A 21401-nucleotide genomic window follows, 5' to 3' on the forward strand; every position below is an offset into this window, starting at 1 on the left:
ATCGCAAGCTTAGGCCCAATTGACAAGACCGTCCAGACGGTACAGTAAGACCGCCATTATTTGAAATCGGGACCCGCAGTCGATATGTGTCCCGATATCCGCGCTTCGCGCCGGATTTTCGACTGAGGGGACTTCCTTGTTCAAGCGCATACTCCGTATCTTTATTATTGTTCTGGTTCTGGCCCTGCTCGTCGTCGTGGTCGGCGGCATCGTCGGCTTCAACTTCCTGCGCGACAACGGCATCAAGCAGTACTTCGCATCGATGAAGCCGCCGGCGGCTACCGTGTCGACGACCATTGCCAAGCCTTCGAGCTGGACGCCGGGCGTCGAGGCGATCGGTACGGTCAAGGCCGTGCGCGGTGTCGACCTGACAGTCGAGACCACCGGTATCGTCAAGGACATCCTTTTCCATGCCAACCAGAAGGTGGCGGACAATGCGGTTCTGCTGCAACTCGATGACGCCGTCGAGCGCGCCGACCTCGACGCACAGAAGGCACAGGCCGCGCTCGATCAGACATCGCTTGCCCGCGCCATCGAACTGACCAGGCGTGGCGTTGGCTCCGACTCGACGCTGGACACGGCGCGTGCGGCGGCCTCGGCCTCGGCATCCCAGGTCACCAAGCTGCAGGCCGTGCTCGAGCAGAAGCAACTGACGGCGCCTTTCGGCGGCACGTTGGGCATTCCGAGGATCGATATCGGCCAGTATCTGGCGCCCGGCACCGCCGTGGTGACATTGCAGGACCTCGACACGATGCGGGTCGATTTCTCGGTTCCCGAACAGCAGCTCGCCCTGCTCAAGATCGGCCAGACGGTTCGATTGGGCTTTGGCGGCGAGGACAGGCCATTCGCAGGCGCCATTCGCGGCATCGACCCGAAGATCGACTCGTCCAGCCGGCTGGTGAACATCCGGGCGGAAGTCGCCAATCCCGATGGCAAGCTGACCCCCGGCCAGTTCGTGCAGGTGCGTGTCGAGCTGCCCGAAGAGCAGAACGTGCTGACCCTGCCGCAGACGGCGCTGACGACAAGTCTCTATGGCGACTACATCTTCGTGGTGCAGCCGGCCAAGCCCGCCGAGGCGGCGCCAGCGGCCAAGCCGGATGAAAAACCCGCAGCGCCGGCAGCTGACAAATCGGCTGATGCCAAGCCTGCGGACACCAAGCCGGCCGATGCCATGAAGCCGGCGGCTGATGCAGCCAAGCCTGCCGCCGATGCGGCAAAGCCAACCGACAAGGCTGCCGATGCGGCCAAGCCGGCGGCGGAAGGTGACAAGCCCGCGCTCGTGCTGTCGCAGGTGTTCGTCAAGCCCGGCCGCCGCAATCAAGGCGTGGTCGAGATCGTCGAGGGGCTGAAGGCCGGCGACGAGGTCGTCACCGCCGGTCAGAACCGCCTCTTCAACGGCATGTCCGTCGTTGTGGACAACACCATCGACCCGACCAAATCGGCGAACAAGCAGGCCGAACAGCAATGAGCTTTTCAGATCTCTTCATTCGCCGGCCTGTTCTTTCGACGGTCCTTGCCTGCATGATCCTGCTCCTGGGTTTCCAGGGCATCTTCAATCTGTCGATCCGGCAGTATCCGAAGGTCGATGAAACGGCGATCACGATCACCACGGCCTATCCGGGCGCCAGCGCCGATCTGATCCAGGGCTTCATTTCCGCCCCGATCGCCCGCGCCGTCGCCTCGACCGAGAACATCGACTACGTCACCTCGTCCAGCCGCCCGTCCTCCAGCACCGTGACGGTGCAGATGAAGCTCGGCTCGAACCCCGACGTAGCGCTGACCGAAGTTCTGTCCAAGGTCCAGGGCGTGCGCGGCACCTTGCCGGACGCATCGAAGGACCCTGTCATCGTCAAGGGCACCGGCCAGCAGTTCGCGATGATGTACATCTCGATGCAGAACCCGAACATGACGAAGGAGCAGCTGACGGAGTATATCGAGCGCGTCATCAGACCGCGCATGTCGACGGTCGAAGGCGTCGCCGACGTGCAGATCTTCGGCGCGCAGGAATACTCGATGCGCGTCTGGATCGATCCGGTCAAGCTTGCCGCGCGCGGCGTGACGGCCTCAGAACTGCTGACGGCGATCAACAATTCCAACTTCCTGTCGGCGCCCGGCAACACCCAGAACGAGTATGTCGTTTCCTCGATCACCGTGCGCTCGACATTGCAGACGCCGGAGGCATTCGCCGAGCTGCCGCTGCGCTCTACCGACGGCAATGTGGTGCGGTTGCGCGACGTGGCTCGCGTCGAACTCGCCGCCGAGAACACCGACACCAGGGTCTCGTTCAACGGCAAGCCCGGCACCTTCCTTGCGATCTTCCCGACGCCGGCGGCCAATCCGCTGACCACGGCGGCGGCGCTCACCAAGCTGGTGCCGCAGATTCAGGAGACGCTGCCGAAAGGCATGACGATCGAGGTCGTCTACGACGCGACCGGGCAGATCAGCGCTTCCATCGAAGAGGTGTTCAAGACCATCGCCGAGGCGGTTGCCATCGTCATCGTCGTCATCCTTCTGTTCCTTGGCTCCTTCCGGTCGGTGATGATGCCGATCATCACCATCCCGTTGTCGCTGATCGGCGTCTGCTTCCTTCTGTTTGCTGTCGGCTACTCGATCAACCTGCTGTCGCTGCTGGCCATGGTGCTGGCGATCGGCCTGGTCGTCGACGACGCCATCGTGGTGGTGGAGAACATCCATCGTCACATGGAAGAAGATCACATGTCGCCGATGCAGGCTGCGTTCAGCGGCATGCGCGAAATCGCGTCGGCCATCGTTGCCATGACCATGACGCTGGCCGCCGTGTTCGCGCCGCTGGCCTTCACCGGCGGCCTGACCGGCGCGCTGTTCCGTGAATTCGCAGTCACGCTCGCCGGCTCGGTGGTGCTCTCGGGCGTCATCGCCATCACCATCACCCCGATGATGTCGGCACGCCTCTTGAAGTCCGGCACGCCGGGCCGTTTCCAGCGCATTGTCGACGGCACCTTCGCGCGCGTCGAGCATGTCTATGAACGGGCCGTCACCGGGTCGCTCAATTATCGCCCATTGACGCTGATCATCGTGCTTGCGCTTGTCGGTGTCACCGGCTTCATGTTCACCAAGACCTCGAGCGAACTGGCGCCGGAAGAGGACCAGGGCTTTCTGCTCTCGATTGTGACGGCGCCGCGTTATGCGACCTCCGATTACACCGAGACATACGTCAACCAGATCCTCGGCCTGGTGAAGGATATTCCCGAAACACGGGCGCAGTTCTCGGCCGTCGCCTTCGGCGGCACGACAAACAGCGCCTTCGTCGGCTATGCCTTCAAGGACTGGGCGGAACGCAAGCGCAATTCGAAGGAACTGCAGGCCGACATTACGGCCCGTATCGCCAAAGTGGCCGGGGTCGAGGCTTTTGTCTTCGCACCGCCGACGCTGCCGGGCTCCGGCGGCGGCCTGCCCATTTCCATGGTGGTGAGATCGACGGGCGCTTCCTCGGAAGTGTACGAGGTGGCCGAGCAGATCAAGAACAAGGCGCAGGCCTCCGGCCGCTTCATCGTCGTACAGAATTCGATGGCCTATGACGCACCGGAGGTGACGGTTACCATAGACCGCGACCGCGCCGCGGCGCTGAACCTGCCGATCGCCGATATCGGCCGCACGCTGACCCTGCTGGTCGGCGGCGCCGAAGTGGCGCAGTTCGACCGCGACTCCAACAGCTACGACATCATTCCGCAGGTGCCGCAGGAGTTTCGCGATAACCCCGACAAGCTCGGCGAATACTTCGTGCGCAGCGTGACGGGCGAGATGGTGCCGCTATCGGCGGTGGTCAAGATTTCGACCAATGCGGCGCCGGCGGCAATCGAGCAGTTCAACCAGCTGAATTCGTCGACGATTTCGGCGCTTCCGTTGCCCGGTGTCACCACTGGCGACGGGCTGAAGGCGCTGGAGGACATCGCCAGGGAGAGCCTGCCCGACACCTTCTTCCTCGACTATTCCGGTCAATCGCGGCAGGAAAAGGAACAGGGCAACACCATCCTGATCGCTTTCGCGGCCGCCGTGGTCGTCATCTATCTGGTGCTGGCGGCGCAGTTTGAAAGCTTCCGCGACCCTCTGATCATCATGATGGCGGTGCCGCTATCGATCTTCGGAGCGATCGTGCCGCTCAATCTGGGCCTCGGCACGCTCAACATCTACACGCAGGTCGGCCTGATCACACTGATCGGTCTGATAACCAAGCACGGCATCCTGTTGGTCGAGTTCGCCAACCAGCAGCGCGAAAAGCATGGCATGCGGCGGCGCGACGCCATCATCGCCTCGGCCAAGGTGCGCCTGCGGCCGATCCTGATGACGACAGCGGCGATGGCGCTCGGCGTGGTGCCGCTGATCACGTCCAGCGGCGCTGGTGCGGCGGCCCGCTACTCGATGGGCCTGGTCATCTTCACCGGCATCCTGGTCGGCACCCTGTTCACGCTCTTCGTCGTGCCCATGTTCTACACCTTCATCGCCAGCAAGGACCTGCCTCATCTGGCGGAGAAGCCGGATCCCAAGCTGATGCCGGCACTGCCGAGCTAGGACGGTCGAGGGATGCGGCTTCCTGCCCGGAAATGCGCAGGACAAATGCAAAGGAAAAGAGGCCGGAAAATTTCCGGCCTCTTTTCTTTTTGGCTGGGCTCGATACCCCGGTTCGAGCTTTGCTCGATACCGCCGGTTTGCGCTGTACTCAATACACCCGGTTCGAGCTGTGCTCGATACCGCAGCGTTTTCCGGCGGGAGCCTTGAACAAGGCGCGGCAGCATGCTGACACGCCGTCGGTCACAGCCTGCTACTTGACGATGACGATGCTGGTGTTGGTCGCCCCGAAGGTTTCGACGAGCTGGTAGAAATCGGCGGCGTTGTCGGGATGCAGCCGCACGCAGCCATGCGAAGCCGGCTGGCCGAGGCGCTTGATCGCATAGGTCGCATGCACCGCATAACCGCCGCTGAAGAAGACCGAGTGCGGCATCGGCGCGTTGTCGTATTTCTTCGAATACCACATCTCGTGCATGCGGGTCGGCTTGAACGAGCCGGTCGGCGTCACATGGGCCCGGTCGCCGGTGGAGACCTTCCAGGCGAAGGTCGGCCGGCCGTCGACGGAGACTTCCATGATCTGCTGCGAAAGCGAAACACGCGCCACGATCTTGTTGGCGGCGTGCGCAGCGCCCGAGCCGGCGCCGAGCAGCAGTGCTGCACCAGTCAAGGCAGCGGCGGTGATGTTGATGAGCTTGGCGGAAATGGCGGTGTGCATAATGAAGTCCCCTCTCTCTGCCGGTTGGGCCGGCTCCAATTCGATGGCCGCTTATCCCAACGTCATGTTTCGAGAAGATTTCGCAAAACGCTCGTTTCTGTTTCGAATCTGTTTCCGCTGGTTAACAAACGCCTCCTTATAAACCTGGCTGGAACAGGCTCGGCAGACCCGCCCGCCAAGAACAGGAGTCGGGAACATGGGTATCCGCCTCCAAACGAAAGTGCGAATTGGCGTCATGTGAAAGAACAACCCTCGGCATCGAAACCAACCTGCAACAAAGCGCGGCTCCAAGCGGCATGATCCGGATACGGGCCGCGAGCAAAGTTGACGCAACGAAAACAGCCGGTAACGAACATGAGGACGAAATCGAACGCGCTGTCCTGGCTTTTCAGGATCAGCATCGCGGCAGCGGTCATCGGCGGCGTCGGCACGGTTGCCGGCACCCCGCTGACAAGGCTCGGCCCTATGACTTCGGGCGAGATTTCGACGCTGCATACCGCACTGTTTTTCGCCACGGTCTGGATTGTTTCCAGCCTGCGCATCGCCCGGCTCAAGGCCCTCTGGCGGGTCGGCCTTAGGCTGACGGGTTTGCGCGGCGCCTCCGGCAACTTGCTGCCGAGAGGACCGAAGGCCCGCGCCGCGACGGGGGGCTCCGTGGGCGGCGCGGGCACTTCGGGGGTATCCTGAAGCGACCCGCAACAGGTTCATTTCTAGAGAATTGGCATTTGGGGAACTGCGACGATGAAAACGAAATTCGCTGCTTCGGTGCTTTCCGCACTGCTTTACGCCCAGGGCCTGCTCGGCTTTGCCGGTCTTGCTACCGTGCTCCTCCGGGACCGCGCCCATGCAAGCGAACTCACCATGGGCAGTGACATGCCGGTGGGGCCATCGCTTCTGCTGGTACGCTGAGCGTCAAGAGCATCGGGCCCAGAGATGGAAAATCCGATGCCCGAAAAAAGGGATTGCGCCAGCAGCCGGCAGTCAGTCGGCAAATTGCCGCGGCGGATCGAACCGATAGCCGGCGCCACGTATTGTGGTGATGGTGTCGGTGTCGAGCTTGCGGCGCAGCCGCACGATGCGCGAATCGATCGAGCGATCGAAGGCGTCGGCGTTTTCGGCCGGTGCCGCGGCGATGATATCGTCACGCGTCAACACCTTGCGCGGACTGGCCAGGAACAACCTGAGCAGGGCCACCTGGCCAGGCGAAAGCTGTTCCTCGGAGCCGGAGCGATGCATGACCATGGCCGATCTCAGATCGACGGTCGCGTTCTCCAGCACGATCAGTTCCTGGGTGCCCCTGCCGCGGCGCGAAAGCAGGCCGCCGACACGGGCGGCCAGTTCACGGACATTGAGCGGGCTCTCGACGACGTCGGCCGCACCAAGCTCCAGCGCCAGCACCTTGTCGACAAGATCGGCCGGGCGGCAGATCAGAATGAAATCCGGTCCGCCCTCACCGCCCCCACCTTGGCCGCCATAACGTTTGAGCAGGTCCCGGCCCTCCGCCTGGCTGAGGCTGTCGCCGACGACGACGACGTCGATGCCCTTTCCCGACAACAGCGATTCGGCCTCCCAGGGCTGGCGCGCCTGATGCACGTCGTGGCCGCGCCGCTCGAGATGGTCGGCGAGTTCGGTCGCCACCACTTCGGCTACCGAAACGAGCGCAATGACGGATCGTGCAGCCATGTTTTCCAACCGTTCCCTGGCAACCCGGATATGAGTGCTGGACATGATGTTTATACCCAATCTACTTTCCACTGAAAGTGGGAGCGAAAGCATCGTGCGGGCAAGAATTGTCATCGTCGAGGACGAGCCCGATCTACGGGACGCGGTCGCCGAATATCTTGGCGCCGCCGGCTATGAGGTCGCCACCGCCGAAAGTGCTGCCGCTGCCCGCAGCCTCGTTGAAACGCAATCGTTCCATCTCGCCATTCTCGACATCGCCATGCCGGGCGAGGACGGCCTCTCGCTCGGCCGCTGGCTGCGTTCGAAACTGCCGATCGGCATCATCTATGCGACAGCGGCCGGCACCGCGCTCGACCGCATCGTCGGGCTGGAACTCGGTGCCGACGATTACATCGTCAAGCCCTACGAATTGCGCGAAGTGCTGGCCAGGGTGCGCAGCGTGTTGCGCCGCGTTCCCCAGCCGAAGGAGCTCCAGGACAAGAAGGCCGGGACGGACCGCCGTTCCGTTGCCTTCGGCCCCTTTCAGGCCGATCTCGATGGCAGGCTGGTCACCGGCGCCAATGGCGCGGTGATCGACATGGCCAAGAGTGAATTCGACGTGCTGGAGATTTTCCTCACCCGCGCCAACCGGCTGCTGACCCGCGCCGCTATCTCCGAGGCGATCGGTTTCACCGAAGATCCGGAATCGTCGCGCGCGGTCGACATCCGCATCATGCGGCTGCGCAAAAAGATCGAGGCCGATCCCGCCAATCCGAAATTCCTGCGCACGGTGCGCGGCGAGGGCTATATCTTCTCGCTGCCGACCGGCGATGGCAACTGAGGACCGGGCCAGAAGGATTCGGCTGCTCGCCAGCCGGAATTGGCACGACTCCGAATTGGCGCGACTCCGGAATGACAGCACAAGATGATCGCTGAAGCAGCAAGCACCGATATGCAAGGGTTCAGGCAGGGCGCGGCGATGGCGGCCGTGCGTGTCGTTCGCCGGCTGCGCGAGGCCGGCGACTGGCAGCGCGAGATGGACGGCATACTGGAAACGCTCTGCCGGGCCATGGATTGCCAGCGCGGCATCCTGTTTCGCTTGCGCGAGCTGCCCGGCCAGGGCTTCGCCCAATCCGTCGCAGCCTACTGGATCGACCCTCTTTTCGGCGGCGAACTGGCGTCGCCGACCGTCATCATGCAATCGATCGTCAATTCCGACCCGCTGCTGGAGCGGCTGGCCGAGGACGAGAGGCAAGGCAAGGTGTTCGCCGGGCATACGCGCGACCTTGAAGGCTTCCTGAGGACCGACTTCGAAAAACAGCACATCAAGTCGTTCCTGTCGGTGTCGGTCTTTGCGCATGGCCATCTGTGGGGGACGCTGGCGGTCAATGACTGCGTCAACGAGCGTGCGTGGACCGACGAGGAAGAGGCGACGCTGCACATCATCGCGCTGGCCATCGGCGATGCCATCGAGCGCTCGCCCTCCGACGCCCACGCCAGCGAGGTCATTCGCCGCACCATGCTGCAGGCCTCGCTCGACGCCATCGTCGTCATCGACGAGACCGGCTCGATCATCGAATTCAATCCGGCCGCCGAGAAGATGTTCGGCTTCCAGCGCAGCGACATCCTCGGCAAGGACCTGCTCGATACGATCGTGCCGATCTACTACCGCAAGGGCTATGCCTCAGGGGCCGAATACATGTCCGGCCGCGGCGCGCCGATGGTCGGCCAGCGGCTCGAGACGGTGACCCAGAATGCCGCCGGCGAAGTGTTCCCGATCGAGCTGACGGCGACCGAGATGCGGGTCGCCGACCGCCGCCTGATCTTCGGCTCCATCCGCGACCTGCGCGACAAATTGCGTGCCGAGGAAGAAATCGGCCGGCAGCGCGAGAAGCTGCACCAGAACGAGAAGATGGCGGCAATGGGTTCGTTGCTGGCAGGCGTGTCGCACGAACTCAACAATCCGCTGGCCGTGGTTGTGGCGCAATCGACGCTGCTGCACGAATTCGCTTCCGATCCGCAGACCAAGGTGCGCGCCGAGAAAGTCCGCGCCGCGGCCGAGCGCTGCGGCCGCATCGTCAAGAGCTTCCTGTCGATGGTCCGCCTCCATCCCGCGGCACAGGCCGAGACCGACCTCAACCAGGTAATCCGGTCGGCACTCGAAGTGACCGCCTATGGCGCGCGCTCAAGCGGCATCATCATCGACACCGATTTCGCCGCCGGCCCGCTGCTGGCCATGGCCGACGCCGACCATGTGACGCAGGTGGCGGCCAATTTCCTCATCAACAGCCAGCACGCCTTGGCTGGCATTGCCGGCGACCGGCTGATCAAGGTGCGGACGTTCCGCAGCGACCGCGGTCATCCCTGTTTCTCGGTCGAGGACAATGGGCCCGGCGTCCCGGAAGCGATCCGCGGCCGCATCTTCGAATCCTATTTCACCACCAAGCCGGTCGGCGTCGGCACCGGCATCGGCCTGTCGATCTCGAAATCGATCATCGAGCGGCACAATGGCAATGTCTGGTTCGAGGAAGTGCTCCCGAGAGGCGCGCGTTTCGTCGTCCAGCTGCCGGCAATCGTGGCCGGCCTCGCCACCGCCGGCGACAACCAGCCGCGATCGAGCGGCCTGCGCCATGCCTTGATCGTCGACGACGAGCCGGATGTCGCCGGCTCGCTCTCCGACATTCTCGAACTGATGGGCATCAAGTCGCGGATCGTTCCTGTCTGGGAATCGGCCGCCGCCACTTTGAGCGGCCACATGCCGCCGGACATCGTCTTTTCGGACCTGCGCATGCCCGGCGTCAGCGGCATATCGATCTATCGCGAGCTGCTCGCCGAAAAGCCTGACCTGGCGCGGCGTTTCGTGCTGGTCACAGGCGACCTGATCGGTGCGAAAGCCGAGATCGAGGCCCTGCCGGCACAACAGCGGCCGCAGATCCTTGAAAAGCCGTTCAGCACGCTGGATGTGCGCAGTGTGCTGTCCGCCATTGCCGAACAGGCGGCCATGAAAGGATAAAAAAGAGGCCCCCGGGGGGCGGGGGCCGAAGAAGAGCGCGCTGGAGGGAGCGCTCGGGGAGTCCAGAGCATGATCTCAAAACGGGAACTGTTTCGGATCAGGCTTCGACAAAATCAGAAAATATTCGGCGTATCGGCCAAGGGTGCGGCAGTGGCGATCATGCGGATGGCGCGGCTCTTGTGTGTTCCGGACTGTTCGGCGATGGCGCGCAGGCAATCGATACTCTCGGCACCCCATGCCTGGCCCTTGCAGGCGAAGTCGGTCACCGGCACCGGCAGACGCGCGGTCCTGGTCGTCGTCTGCGCGCCGTCGATGAGATTGGCCGGCGGATTCAGCGAAGCGAAGGCCGGCCCGATTGTCGGCGTGAACGCCATGCCGACGAAGGCGCAAGCAGCCAGCACCATGAACATCGCCATGGGGTGGTCGCTGGCCCGCTGGCGCAGCGCCAGTTTCGGACGGCGGTCATTGCGCTCTGGAGCCTGAAGGCGGCTCTCGCCGCTGGTCGTCTGGATTTTCGCATGCATTGCCTTCCCCTTCGCTGAGTTTCTTTTGGCGGTGAAATGAACTTATCCGCACTTTGTAACGGCGATGGGGTGGCGAAGGACTGGCACTGTAACGAATTCGAAACAGCATTCGGGCGAAGTCGGGCAAAATCGGGCATAGCTTCGACGGCGCTCGGGCTCGAGGCGCAACCTGACCCGATCTTGCCAAACAGCTTTTCGAAAAGACCAGGCTCAGCCCGGAGCTTGAAGCTCGGCAATGATCTTGTACGCGGCGATACGCCCGGCAATGATGGCGCCCTCGACATACCCCGGAAACGATGGCGAGAGTTCTGAACAGGCGAGATACACCGGCGGTGCGCCGGCAAGGATCGTTCGCTCGGCGTCTCTCGCTGTAACATCGACAACAAGATCGCTATACGCGCCGCCGCTCCAGCGATCTCCTGTCCAGTCACGCAAACTGAAATCGATGACATCGCCGGCATCCGGACCAAGGGCTGCCTCCAACCGGCCGGCCACCGCCGCACGCAGTTCCGCCTCGCCGAGGTCGCGCCAGCGCAGCGCAAGCGACCCGCCGACGAACACGACGAGCGCGGCGTGCTCCACATCCTTGCTGGCGTCGCAGGCAAACAGCCCCGGCGGATCGAGCCACATCACCATGCCGTTCAAATCCCGCCCGCGCCAGAACGGTTTGGCATAGCGCACCAGGATCTTGATCGCCGCGCCGCTTTTCCAGGCGCCAAGCGCCCGCCCCAGTCCGGCCGGCAAGGCGGGGGCAAAGGCGAGCTCCGTCACCGTCGCCGGCGGGACGGCAACCAGGACCGCGCGCGCCTCGATGGCACCCCCGGCCGAAACGACAAGAACACCTTGCGAACTGTGCTCGATGCGCGTGACCGGCTGGCTTAGCCGCAACCGATCACTGAGGTCGCGGGCCAGATCGTCGGCCAGCGAATGCATGGTTTCGCGCACGAAATATTGCAGCTCCGACACCTCGTTGGTGACGCGTCGGTCATTGTCGATCAGATACCAGAGAGGAATCCGATCCAGCGCCATGCACCAGAGACCTTCGATCATCGAACGGAAGACGGCCCTGGCATCGGCCGAATCGCGCTGGCGGGCAAGCCAGTCGGCAACGGTCAGCCCCGCAATAGAGACGTCGTCCGGATCGATCCCGTTCATGCGCTCGCGGATTGCCATTGCCGCGTCATAGATCCGCTCTGCTCTTTGTACGGACATCGTCGGCTGGGTGATGAAATCGCCATCGACATAGGTTTCAACCAGCGTCTTGCCGCGCGCCTCGATCAGCGCCATCAATTCCGGCATGTCCTCGCACAGGAACTGGCCGCCACTGTCGATCCGTTCGCCAAGTCCGTTCAGTCGGGACTCGACGCGTCCGCCGACGCGGTCGCGTGCTTCGAGCAGGATGAAATCGATGTCGGCCTTCTTCATCTCGAGCGCCGCCGACAGGCCCGTGAAACCCGCACCGACGATGACGACATCGGTTCGCTCGAATTCGCCGCCCTCATCCGTGAAGGTCTTCAGCATCCACCCAATCGCATCCGGCTTCCACAGACGAAGTATGTCCTTGTCGACATATGCCGGCGGGCCGCACACGCCATGCCGCAGGCTTGTCTCTAACCTATCGTTTTCTCGAGCATATTGAGCCAGTTGCGATAGGCGATTTTTTCGATCAGTGCGCGGCCGAAACCGCGTGCCGCCAATGCATCGATCAGCTTCGGCAGGCCGGCGACATCCCCGATGACGGCCGGGATCATGGCGCCGTCGAAATCGGAGCCAAGACCAACGCCATCCTCACCCAGCGCCTGCAGCAGCGAATCGATATGCCGCACCATGATATCGAGGCTGGTGTCGGCATTCATGCGACCGTCCTCGCGCAGGAAGCCTGTTGCGAAGTTCAGCCCGACCATGCCGCCGGTTTCGCGGATCGCGCCGAGCTGCCAGTCGGTCAAGTTGCGCGAATGGCCGCAGATCGCGTGCACGTTGGAATGGGTCGCGACCAGCGGCGCATCGCTGAGCGCCGCGACATCGCGAAAGCCCTTCTCGTTGAGATGCGACAGGTCGATCATGATCTTCAACTGGTTGCATGCCTTGACCAGCGCCTTGCCGGCATCGGTCAGGCCGGGTCCGGTGTCGGGCGAGGACGGGAAGCGGAACGGCACGCCGTGGCCGAAGGCGTTCGGACGGCTCCAGACGATGCCGAGCGAGCGCAGGCCGGCTTCATGCAGCACGTCGAGCATGGTGAGCTCGGGATCGATCGCCTCGACCCCTTCGATGTGGAACACCGCGGCGATCGAACCTTGCGCCATGGCATTGCGCACATCGCCGGCGCTGCGGCAGACGGTGAGCGCTCCGGCCCGTTCCAGCCTGAACAGGATCGAGGCCATGGCGATCGTCGAGGTCAGCGCCTCATTGCGCGGAACCTCGGGCGGCAGCGGTTCGGCGACGCTCGGCGCCAGGGGCACGGCGCCGCGCCTGGATTTCTCGACAGGCGGCGGAAAGATGGCGAACATGCCCCCGGCGAAGCCGCCGGCTTTCGCGCGTGGCAGGTCGATATGGCCGCCCGATTTCCCCTCGATGAACAGTTTTTCGACGTCCGTGTCTTTCGACTGATAGAGTCTGAGCAACGTATCGTTGTGGCCGTCGAAGACGGGAACGAGATCGGTTTCGGTCATTGGGGGATCATTCGGTTCGTTTGTCGGCGCGGCGGCTAGGATATATCCTATCTACTTAGGCAGGATGCGCCACCCGCGCAAATGCCAAAGCCGCCCCGGCAGGATGGCAGCCGCTTGCCGCGCCGTTTCCAAGCAACGAAATCCCTACCGCTTCAGCACGTCGGCCCATTCCTGATGGCGGCGGAACTGGGCGTTGGCGAACGGGCAGAGCGGGATGATCTTCTTGCCTGCCGCACGCGCATCCTCGACGGCGCGGGTGACGAGCCGAAGCCCGGCACCCTGGCCGCGAAAGACGTCCGGCACTTCGGTGTGGTCGATGATGATCTGGTGCTCACCGATCTTGGTGAAGGTCATCTCGGCCTCGGCGCCATCGGGTCCACGCAGGACATAGCGGCCCTTGGAACCGCGATCCTCAAGTTCGATCTCAGGCAGTTGTTCAGGCATCGCTATGCTCCTTGGGCAGCATCGGCAAAGAACCGCCGTGCCGCCTCGATCTCGTTTGGCCGCACCTCGTGCCCGCCATCGTGCCATTCCACTGTGACATCGGCGCCGTCGGCACGCAAATAGGCCTCGAGCCGCGTGGTCAGGTTCGGCGGACAGATCGGGTCGCGCTTGCCGGCGGTCATCAGGATATGGCGGCCGGCGAGGCTGCCCTTGACCTGCGGCTCGAACGGGATCAGCGGATGCATCAGCACCGACGCGTCGAACAGCGCCGGAACCGCGAACACCACCGAGGCCAGGACATTGGCGCCGTTGGAATAGCCGAGACCCAGCACGGCCGATGGCTTCGCTGCTTCTACATGGGCCTTGACGAAGCCCGCCATCTTATCCGTCGCCCGCGCCAGATCGTCCATATCGTAGACGCCCTCGCCGGTGCGGCGAAAGAAGCGCGCGGCACCCTGTTCCAACACATCACCGCGCGGCGAGATGATGGTTGCCTGGGGCGCGAGATCGCGCCCCAGCGACAGAAGCTGGTTCTCATCGGCCCCAGTGCCGTGGAAGACGAACAGCAATGGACCGCCCGGCGAACCGGGCAGCAGCTTGTGGATGTAAGCGTCCTTGCTCATGACCTCAGCCTTCCAGGCTCTGCAGATGCTGTTCAAGATACGGCCGCAGGTGCTGATGCTGCGACGGCAGCTTCAGCGCTTCGCCCAGATGAGCGGTATCCTCGTCGCGATCGAAACCCGGCTCGTTGGTGGCGACTTCGAACAGCACGCCACCCGGTGTGCGGAAGTAGATCGCCCAGAAGTAGTCGCGATCGATCACCGGCGTCACCCCATAGCCGGTGTCCATCAACGCCTTGCGCACCTCGAGCTGCCTGGCGCGGTTCTCGACCGCGAAGGCGACGTGATGGACGGAGCCGGCACCGAGATCGGCGAAGGCCGTGCTCGGCAACGATTCGATGTCGATAACATCGGCGCCATTGCCGTTCTTCACCGCCAGCCGCCTGAGATTGCCGGACTTGTCGACTTCCTCATAGCCCATGAACTTCAGCAGCTCCTCAGTGGCGCCGCCATCCTTCAGCCTGAGCGATACCGAATGGAAACCGCGGATCGCCTGGTCGACCGGAACACCGCCTTTCGCCCAGGGCGCTCTGCCGTCGCCCTTGCCCTCGACCAGCGCGAAGCCGTCACCATCCGGTCCGGCAAAAGCCAGGCGCTTCTCGCCGAAGGTCTCTTCGCGCGAGAGGCCGGTGACGCCCTCATCGGCAAAACGTTTTTCCCAATAGGCAAGCGTGCCTTCCGGCACCGAGTAGACGGTGGTTCCGACTTCGCCGACGCCATGCCGGCCCTTGCCGATGTCGGGGAAAGGGAAATAGGTCATCACCGAACCCGGCGTGCCGGTCTCATTGCCATAATAGAGATGATAGACGTCGGGCGCGTCGAAATTGACAGTCTTCTTGACCCGGCGCTGGCCGAGTTTCCTGGTGAAGAAATCGTTGTTCTGGCGGGCATTCCTGGCCATCGACGTGACGTGATGCAGGCCCTTGATCTGGTCGAGCATTGTCTTGCTCCTTCCCTTGGTACTTGTGCGGCCCTCGCCGCTGTCCATGCCAATATGAGGACCCGAGCAGTTTACGCAAAGGCGGCAAACACAGAATGGACTGTGTCGCAAAAGTGAACGATGGAACAGAGTTCGTTCACCAATTGGCTCGCAGAGTCGGGCTTGCGCCGTGGCCAGAATTCGTTTCCATGAACGGCATTCGACATTCCGGGACAAAGGTATCGTGAGTGACTGGAAAAGCCAGGCGGCCCAACATTCTCCTGATCACATGCGATCAGTGGCGTGGCGATTGTCTGTCCGCAGCCGGTCATCCGGTCGTGCAGACGCCGAACGCCGACGCACTGGCCGGGGAGGGTGTGCTGTTCAAGCGGCACTATGGCGGCGCGGCGCCCTGCTCGCCCGCCCGCGCCTGCCTCTACACCGGTCTCTACCAGATGAACAACCGCGTCTGCCGCAACGGCACGCCGCTCGACGCGCGCCACGGCAACATCGCGCTCTCGGCTCGCGCTCTGGGCTATGATCCGACGCTGTTCGGCTACACCGACGTCTCGCTCGATCCGCGCCTGCTGGCGCCGGGCGATCCGCGGCTGCAAAGCTATGAAGGCGTGCTGCCGGGCTTTACGGTGCGCCAGTTGCTGCCGGAGCACCAGAAGCAATGGCTATCCTGGCTGGAGCTGCAAGGTGTCGACGCCAGCGCCGGCTCCCCCGACATCCACCGTCCGCTGGCCGACGGCGCCGGGACCACCATCAGCAACGCGCCGCCCGTCTACCGCGGGCAACAAACCCCGGCGGCCTTCCTGACCGGCGAATTCACGCGTTGGCTTGGCGAACAGGAGCACGCCGCGCCGTGGTTCGCGCATCTTTCCTTCATCAGCCCGCACCCGCCCTTCATTGCCCCGGAGCCCTACAATACAATGTACGATCCGGCTGACGGCCCGGCCTTCCGGCGCGCGGCAAGCTGGCAGGAAGAGGCGGAAAACCATCCCTATCTTGCCTATGATCTCGGCCGGCAGAAACAGATAAAATTCCGGCCCGAAGCCAGAGGCAAGGTGCACGACTGGAGCGAAGACGATTTTCGCCGCATCCGCGCGATCTATTACGGCATGATTTCCGAGGTCGACGCGCAGCTCGGCCGCGTCTGGCAAGCACTTAAGGCCGCGGGCGCGTGGGACGACACCATCATCGTGCTCACCTCGGACCATGCCGAGATGATGGGCGACCATTTCATGCTGGGCAAGGGCGGCTATTTCGACGGCAGCTACCACATTCCGCTGATTGTCCGCGATCCGCGCCACGGCAAGGCTGCCGGCGGCCGTGTCGACAGCTTCACCGAAGCGGTCGACATTTTGCCGACCCTTCTCGACCTGCTCGGCGAAAAGCCCGCGCCGCATCTCGACGGCGCCTCGCTGAAGCCGTTCCTGAGCGGAGAAACCCCTGCGGCGTGGCGCGATGCCGCGCATTGGGAGTTTGACTTCCGCTCGATTGCCGCGGGCGAGGCCGAAAACCATTTCGGCATCGCCGCACGCCAATGCAACCTCGCCGTTATCCGCACGGAAAATTTCAAGTATGTGCATTTCGGCGGCAACCTGCCGCCGCTGCTGTTCGATCTGGAAAACGATCCGGGCGAGCTGGACAATCTCGCGGCCGACCCCAGTCATCTCACCGTGCGCCTGGAATTCGCCGAACGGCTGCTCGCCTGGCGGGCCGAACATCTCGACCAGTCGTTGGCACTGGCCGAATTGACCGAGAACGGCCTAGTCGGCCATGCCGCTGGCCTGCCACCTGGCCACACATAAATGAAGCCCGCGCCGTTGCCAGCGCGGGCTTCATTTGGCTGAACAGAATTACCTTACGATCATGCGCTGCTGATCGCGCTGTTCGGCATAGCTGCCCTTGTCATAGGCGGTTTGAGCCTCGAGCTGTTCCTTGGTGAAGGTCGTGTAAAGATATTTGTTGCCGTCCTTGTCGGTCATGAATTTGAGATTATCCATGCCGACCGCGACCTCCTTCTCACCAATGCCGAGGAAGCCGCCGACATCGACGATCACCGCATCGGCCTTCTTGTCGGGCGCAAGCACGACATCGCCGATCTCGCCGACCCTGGCGTCGTTGGCGCCGTAGACAGTCGTGCCCTTCAGGTCATCGGCACGAATCTCGCCGACCGGCATCTCGGTCAACGTCGACTTGTCGATGGCGGCAGTCTGTGTCTGGTCGGGAGCCGAGGCGTCAGGGGTCGTCGCTGCCGGAGCTTCGGCGGTCTTGTCTGCCGGAGCGACAGCAGGAGCCGTGGTGTCAGAGGGCAGAGCTGCCGGAGCGGTGGCCGCCGGCGCATTTGAAGCCGTCGTTGCCGGCGCCGGATCATAGGCCTTTCGGTCGAAATCCGGCTGCGCCTGCAGCTCTTCCTTGGTGGTCTGGGCGACCAGCCAGCGGTCGCCATTCTTCTCGGCCCACTGCGCCTTGGAGAAGTCATAGGTGACGTTCTTGGCGCCGAGACCAAGGAAACCACCAACGCCGATGACAAGGGACTCGGCCTTGCCTTCCCTAGTCAGCACGATGTCATTGACGTCGCCGATATTCTGCGCGTCGTCGCCAGTGCCGTTATAGACGTCTTCACCGATGATGTTGGTGGCAAGGTTACCGTCCGCGCGCTTCACCGGTTCCGCCGGTGCGGCGTTCATGTCGGCCGGCTTTTGTGCCGTATCCGTCGTAGCGGGTGCCGTCGGTGCGGCCGCGTCAGTCGATGCCGCAGGTGCAGGGGCCGGACTGTAGGGCTGGCTGTCGAATTCCGCCTGAGCGGTCAACTCGTCCTTGGTCGTCTGGGCTACCAGCCAGCGGTCGCCATTCTTTTCGGCCCACTGCAGCTTACCGTACTCGAAGGCGACGCTTTTGGCACCGACGCCCAGAAAACCGCCAACGTCGATGACAACGGATTTCGCCTGCCCATCCTTGTCGAAGACGACGTCGCTGACCTTGCCGATGTTCTCGGCATCATCGCCGGTGCCGTTATAGACGGACTCTCCTATGATGTTGGTGACTATGCTGCCCTCTGCGCGGACCGCTGCGGCGCCTGTCTCCTGAACGGCGGGGCTCTGCGCGGGCGCTGGGGTCGTCGCACTCTGCGCATAAGCGCCGGTGGCGATCAGCGTTGCGAGTGCAGTGGTGGCTAAAAGATTGCGGATCATGATAGTCTCTCCTCGTGCCTGATCTCATGCGCCGCGTGTTCGTTGGAAAATCGGACGCGGCATCTACAGGTTCACAACGTTGTGACCAGTCTGTTGTTCCGACAAAACCGCTGCCGTCCGGGAATCGAAACCACAGAAATATCGGGCCGCCGGGCAGCCCGCGCGTAGCTAGGGAACCTTTCCGTCGCCGCCGCGTTTCAGCCATCGGCTGGGTGTGTCCCGGCCACTTTTGGCTGACATGGTGGAGCGGGGCATGAAATTCGCAGCGGTGCTGAACCGGGATGGCGGCACTTTGCGCACCACCGACCTCGCCGCATTCTCCGACCGGATGCATCAGACGCTGGAGACGGCCGGTCACTCGCTCAGCATCGAGATTGTCGCCGGCAAGGACGTGGTGGAAACGCTCGACAGCGCGGCGTCGCGTCGCTCGGTCGACATCGTGCTGGCGGGTGGCGGCGACGGGACCATTTCCGCCGCGGCTGCCCGGCTGATGGGCACGAAGAAGGCGCTAGCCATATTGCCGGCCGGCACCATGAACCTGTTCGCACGCGGGCTGGGCATTCCGCAGTCGCTCGACGGCGCGCTGAAATCCTTCGCCGACGGCGAAATCATCGCAGTGGACGTGGCGACGGCCAATGGCCAACCTTTCGTGCACCAGTTCTCGATCGGCATGCATGCGAAGATGGTGCAACTGCGCCAGAAGATGGAGTTCGGTTCGCGGTTGGGAAAGATCCGCGCCTCGGCCAAGGCGGCTTGGGCGACGATCAACAATCCACCTGCGATGAATGTGACGCTCAGCATCGGCGAAGCCGAAATGGCGGCCCGCATCACCGGCATCGGCGTCACCAACAATTTGTTCGGCGAAGGCCATTTGCCCTACGCCGACAATCCGGCGGGCGGCGTGCTTGGTGTCTATGTCACGGTGGCGAAGCAGCGCGCCGAACTGGTCAAGTTCTTCTTCAACGTGGCGCGCGGCAAATGGCGCGACAACGAACATGTCGAAATCCACCAGACGAACAGAACGGTGCTGAGAATCCATTCGAGCAGCCGCAAGTTTCGCGCCGTCATGGACGGCGAACTGGTCAGGCTTGACCGTGAAACGGTAATCGAAATCCAGCCTGGCGCGCTGAATGTACTGGTGCCGACGAGCGCGGCCCAATCGAGAGCCGCATGATACGATGCGTTGCAACGAACAAATCGGCTTTAACCAGCAGGAGCCTGCTCGGTGGTGCTAGGTGTGGGGACATGCTGTTCATCACTGGTTGGCGCCTTGATCAACACACCATAGATCTCGGCAACGCCCCACGCGGCAAACACCAAAAGCAATGCGGCGATCAGGATTCGAAATCCATGCCAGCCCCATCGCCCCTGCCGCGCCTTGTTTTCTGGAATGATCTTGGCCATGCTCGATCCCTGTCTCATACTGCACCAACTGGCGCGCTCGGCAAATCATGGTCGGGTAACGGTTCCTCGCTAGGATGGTTCCGGAAATGCGCCCTGGCCTTGCACCAGCGCAAGCATGGGGCGGCGAAGACCGGGACGAGGCAATTAGGGTGACTGGCAAGACGCAAACAACACCCGATCTGCCGGCCGAAGTTGCGCGCGCAGTCAAGGATGTTGACCGGCTCGCTGTGCTGCACGGGTTGGAGATGCTGGATACGGCGCCCGACCCCGATTTCGACCGGGTCAGCAGCCTTGCCGCGGCGGTGATGCAGGCGCCGATGGCCCTGGTCACACTCGTCGACCTCGAACGGCAGTGGTTCAAATCCTGCTTCGGCCTGGACGAGACCGAAACGGCGGCCGACATCTCGTTTTGCGCCCATGCGATTGCCGCCGGCGACGAGCCGATGGTGGTCGTGGATGCAACGACGGACCCCCGTTTCAAGACCAACCGGCTGGTCACCGGAAAACATCATGTCCGCTTCTATGCCGGCGCGCCGATGATCGTGGCAGGTGCCCGCATCGGTACTCTGTGCGTGCTCGATCGTGAGCCGCATGGTTTTCCATCCCGCGCCGAGCTCGACCAGTTGAAGGCGCTCGCCAGCCTCGCCGCCAGCCTGTTCACCCTCAAGGATGCAACCCGCAGCGGCGCGATCGCCGAGGCCGCACTGGTGCGCGAGGAAAAACGACGCGCCATCGCACTCGATGCGGCGTCGCTCGCCAGTTGGGCATGGGACATCCGCACCGACATCATCGAATGCGACACATTGATGTCGGAGCTGTTCAGCCTGCCGCGCTCCAACCGGCTGCGCGCACGTGACATCCTCGCCGCCATCGATCCGCGTGACGTCTACCAGACCGAAACCCGCTTTCGCGATGCCCTGACCGGCAGCGACGACTATTTCGGCGAATACCGAGTGAAGGGCTTTCATCCGCCGCGCTGGCTCGCCACGCGCGGCCGTGTGATCGAGCGTGACGGCGACGGCAAGCCGACATTGATCTTCGGCGTCAACTACGACATCTCCGAGCGCAAGCTCGGCGACGAACGGCAACGGCTGCTGCTGCGTGAGCTCAACCATCGCGTCAAGAACACTTTGGCGACCGTCCAGGCGCTGGCAACCCAGACCGTGCGCCACGCCCGCCAGCCAAGCCAGTTCCTCGAGGCCTTCGGCGCCAGGCTTCAGGCCTTGGGCATCGCCCACAATCTGTTGTCGGACCGCGAGTGGCGTGGCATCGGCATCAGTGAACTCGTCCAAATCGAGGTCAAACCTTTCGAAACGGCCGAGCAGCCGCGCATGACGATCTCCGGCGACGACCTGCTGCTGTCGCCCGACCAGGCCATCGGGCTTGGCCTGATCCTGCATGAACTCGCCAGCAACGCGCTGAAATATGGCTCGCTGTCGGTGCCGTCAGGCAGCGTCGACCTCGGCTGGAGGACGCAAGGCAGGAGGGATGCCCGGCGTCTTGTGCTGACCTGGCGCGAAAGCGGCGGCCCGCAAGTCGCTCCGCCGGATCGGCACGGCTTCGGCTCGATCCTCATTCGCCGCAGCCTTGCCAAGGTCATTTTCAGCGAAGTGACCCATGAATTCCGGCCGGAAGGCGTATTTGCCGAAATATCGATGCCCCTGGAAGATCTGTCGAAGTGAC

General features: G+C 63.2%; 19 protein-coding genes. 8 read left to right on the top strand and 11 right to left on the bottom strand.

Annotated features, from left to right (window positions below; all coding sequences use genetic code 11):
• Window positions 1–136: 136 nt before the first annotated feature.
• Window positions 137–1468, top strand: a complete 1332-nt coding sequence (locus tag NKK51_RS21035; RefSeq protein WP_352554474.1) for an efflux RND transporter periplasmic adaptor subunit — start codon at window positions 137–139, stop codon at window positions 1466–1468.
• Window positions 1465–4548: an efflux RND transporter permease subunit gene (locus NKK51_RS21040; protein ID WP_027038951.1), complete on the top strand. Its 3084-nt coding sequence runs from the start codon at window positions 1465–1467 to the stop codon at window positions 4546–4548. Before NKK51_RS21035 ends, NKK51_RS21040 begins: the two co-directional genes overlap by 4 nt.
• A gap of 250 nt (window positions 4549–4798) precedes the next feature.
• Here the strand turns inward: NKK51_RS21040 and NKK51_RS21045 are convergent, their stop codons facing one another.
• Window positions 4799–5260 carry a L,D-transpeptidase gene (locus NKK51_RS21045; protein WP_023811018.1) on the bottom strand — a complete coding sequence of 154 codons (462 nt, stop codon included), beginning with the start codon at window positions 5258–5260 and terminating at the stop codon, window positions 4799–4801.
• 233 nt (window positions 5261–5493) lie between these two features.
• Entirely contained in the window at window positions 5494–5802 is a 309-nt protein-coding gene (locus NKK51_RS21050) for a hypothetical protein (protein WP_352554475.1), read from the bottom strand.
• A gap of 199 nt (window positions 5803–6001) precedes the next feature.
• Here NKK51_RS21050 and NKK51_RS21055 point away from each other — a divergent pair, with 199 nt between their 5' ends.
• Complete coding sequence (locus NKK51_RS21055; protein WP_081738724.1) at window positions 6002–6169, top strand: hypothetical protein; 168 nt, start codon at window positions 6002–6004, stop codon at window positions 6167–6169.
• A gap of 72 nt (window positions 6170–6241) precedes the next feature.
• On the opposite strand, the gene NKK51_RS21060 is transcribed toward NKK51_RS21055, so the two are convergent.
• Window positions 6242–6943, bottom strand: coding sequence for a response regulator transcription factor (locus tag NKK51_RS21060; protein WP_027037043.1), 702 nt, complete (start codon window positions 6941–6943; stop codon window positions 6242–6244).
• Window positions 6944–6989: 46 nt separating this feature from the next.
• Here NKK51_RS21060 and NKK51_RS21065 point away from each other — a divergent pair, with 46 nt between their 5' ends.
• Both NKK51_RS21065 and NKK51_RS21070 read left to right on the top strand, forming a co-directional pair.
• On the top strand, window positions 6990–7763 hold the full coding sequence (locus NKK51_RS21065) for a response regulator (RefSeq protein WP_206517176.1): 774 nt from the start codon (window positions 6990–6992) through the stop codon (window positions 7761–7763).
• Window positions 7764–7847: 84 nt separating this feature from the next.
• Window positions 7848–9935, top strand: coding sequence for an ATP-binding protein (locus NKK51_RS21070; RefSeq protein WP_352554476.1), 2088 nt, complete (start codon window positions 7848–7850; stop codon window positions 9933–9935).
• A 113-nt stretch (window positions 9936–10048) separates the two neighbouring features.
• Here NKK51_RS21070 and NKK51_RS21075 read toward each other — a convergent pair whose 3' ends face one another.
• The 6 genes from NKK51_RS21075 to NKK51_RS21100 form a co-directional block, all read right to left on the bottom strand.
• Window positions 10049–10459, bottom strand: coding sequence for a hypothetical protein (locus NKK51_RS21075; protein ID WP_352554477.1), 411 nt, complete (start codon window positions 10457–10459; stop codon window positions 10049–10051).
• 210 nt (window positions 10460–10669) lie between these two features.
• Window positions 10670–11980: a flavin monoamine oxidase family protein gene (locus tag NKK51_RS21080; protein WP_352554478.1), complete on the bottom strand. Its 1311-nt coding sequence runs from the start codon at window positions 11978–11980 to the stop codon at window positions 10670–10672.
• An 89-nt stretch (window positions 11981–12069) separates the two neighbouring features.
• Window positions 12070–13128: a dipeptidase gene (locus NKK51_RS21085; RefSeq protein WP_127295190.1), complete on the bottom strand. Its 1059-nt coding sequence runs from the start codon at window positions 13126–13128 to the stop codon at window positions 12070–12072.
• A 144-nt stretch (window positions 13129–13272) separates the two neighbouring features.
• Complete coding sequence (locus NKK51_RS21090; protein ID WP_023811010.1) at window positions 13273–13572, bottom strand: GNAT family N-acetyltransferase; 300 nt, start codon at window positions 13570–13572, stop codon at window positions 13273–13275.
• A gap of 2 nt (window positions 13573–13574) precedes the next feature.
• Window positions 13575–14195, bottom strand: coding sequence for an alpha/beta hydrolase (locus tag NKK51_RS21095; RefSeq protein ID WP_023811009.1), 621 nt, complete (start codon window positions 14193–14195; stop codon window positions 13575–13577).
• A 4-nt stretch (window positions 14196–14199) separates the two neighbouring features.
• Entirely contained in the window at window positions 14200–15132 is a 933-nt protein-coding gene (locus tag NKK51_RS21100) for a VOC family protein (protein WP_352554479.1), read from the bottom strand.
• 227 nt (window positions 15133–15359) lie between these two features.
• Between NKK51_RS21100 and NKK51_RS21105 the strand changes: the two genes are divergently transcribed.
• Complete coding sequence (locus NKK51_RS21105) at window positions 15360–16928, top strand: alkaline phosphatase family protein (protein ID WP_352554480.1); 1569 nt, start codon at window positions 15360–15362, stop codon at window positions 16926–16928.
• A 48-nt stretch (window positions 16929–16976) separates the two neighbouring features.
• On the opposite strand, the gene NKK51_RS21110 is transcribed toward NKK51_RS21105, so the two are convergent.
• On the bottom strand, window positions 16977–18314 hold the full coding sequence (locus tag NKK51_RS21110) for a PRC-barrel domain-containing protein (protein ID WP_352554481.1): 1338 nt from the start codon (window positions 18312–18314) through the stop codon (window positions 16977–16979).
• Window positions 18315–18567: 253 nt separating this feature from the next.
• Between NKK51_RS21110 and NKK51_RS21115 the strand changes: the two genes are divergently transcribed.
• A complete protein-coding gene (locus tag NKK51_RS21115; protein WP_352554482.1) occupies window positions 18568–19488 on the top strand; it encodes a diacylglycerol/lipid kinase family protein in 921 nt (306 codons plus the stop codon).
• A gap of 29 nt (window positions 19489–19517) precedes the next feature.
• Here the strand turns inward: NKK51_RS21115 and NKK51_RS21120 are convergent, their stop codons facing one another.
• Complete coding sequence (locus NKK51_RS21120) at window positions 19518–19718, bottom strand: hypothetical protein (RefSeq protein ID WP_127295178.1); 201 nt, start codon at window positions 19716–19718, stop codon at window positions 19518–19520.
• A 149-nt stretch (window positions 19719–19867) separates the two neighbouring features.
• Between NKK51_RS21120 and NKK51_RS21125 the strand changes: the two genes are divergently transcribed.
• Window positions 19868–21400 (top strand): sensor histidine kinase, encoded by a 1533-nt coding sequence (locus NKK51_RS21125; protein WP_352554483.1) that lies wholly within the window; start codon window positions 19868–19870, stop codon window positions 21398–21400.
• Window position 21401 lies beyond the last annotated feature (1 nt).

The sequence above is a fragment of the Mesorhizobium sp. M0011 genome (assembly GCF_040324155.1).
Classification (GTDB): domain Bacteria; phylum Pseudomonadota; class Alphaproteobacteria; order Rhizobiales; family Rhizobiaceae; genus Mesorhizobium.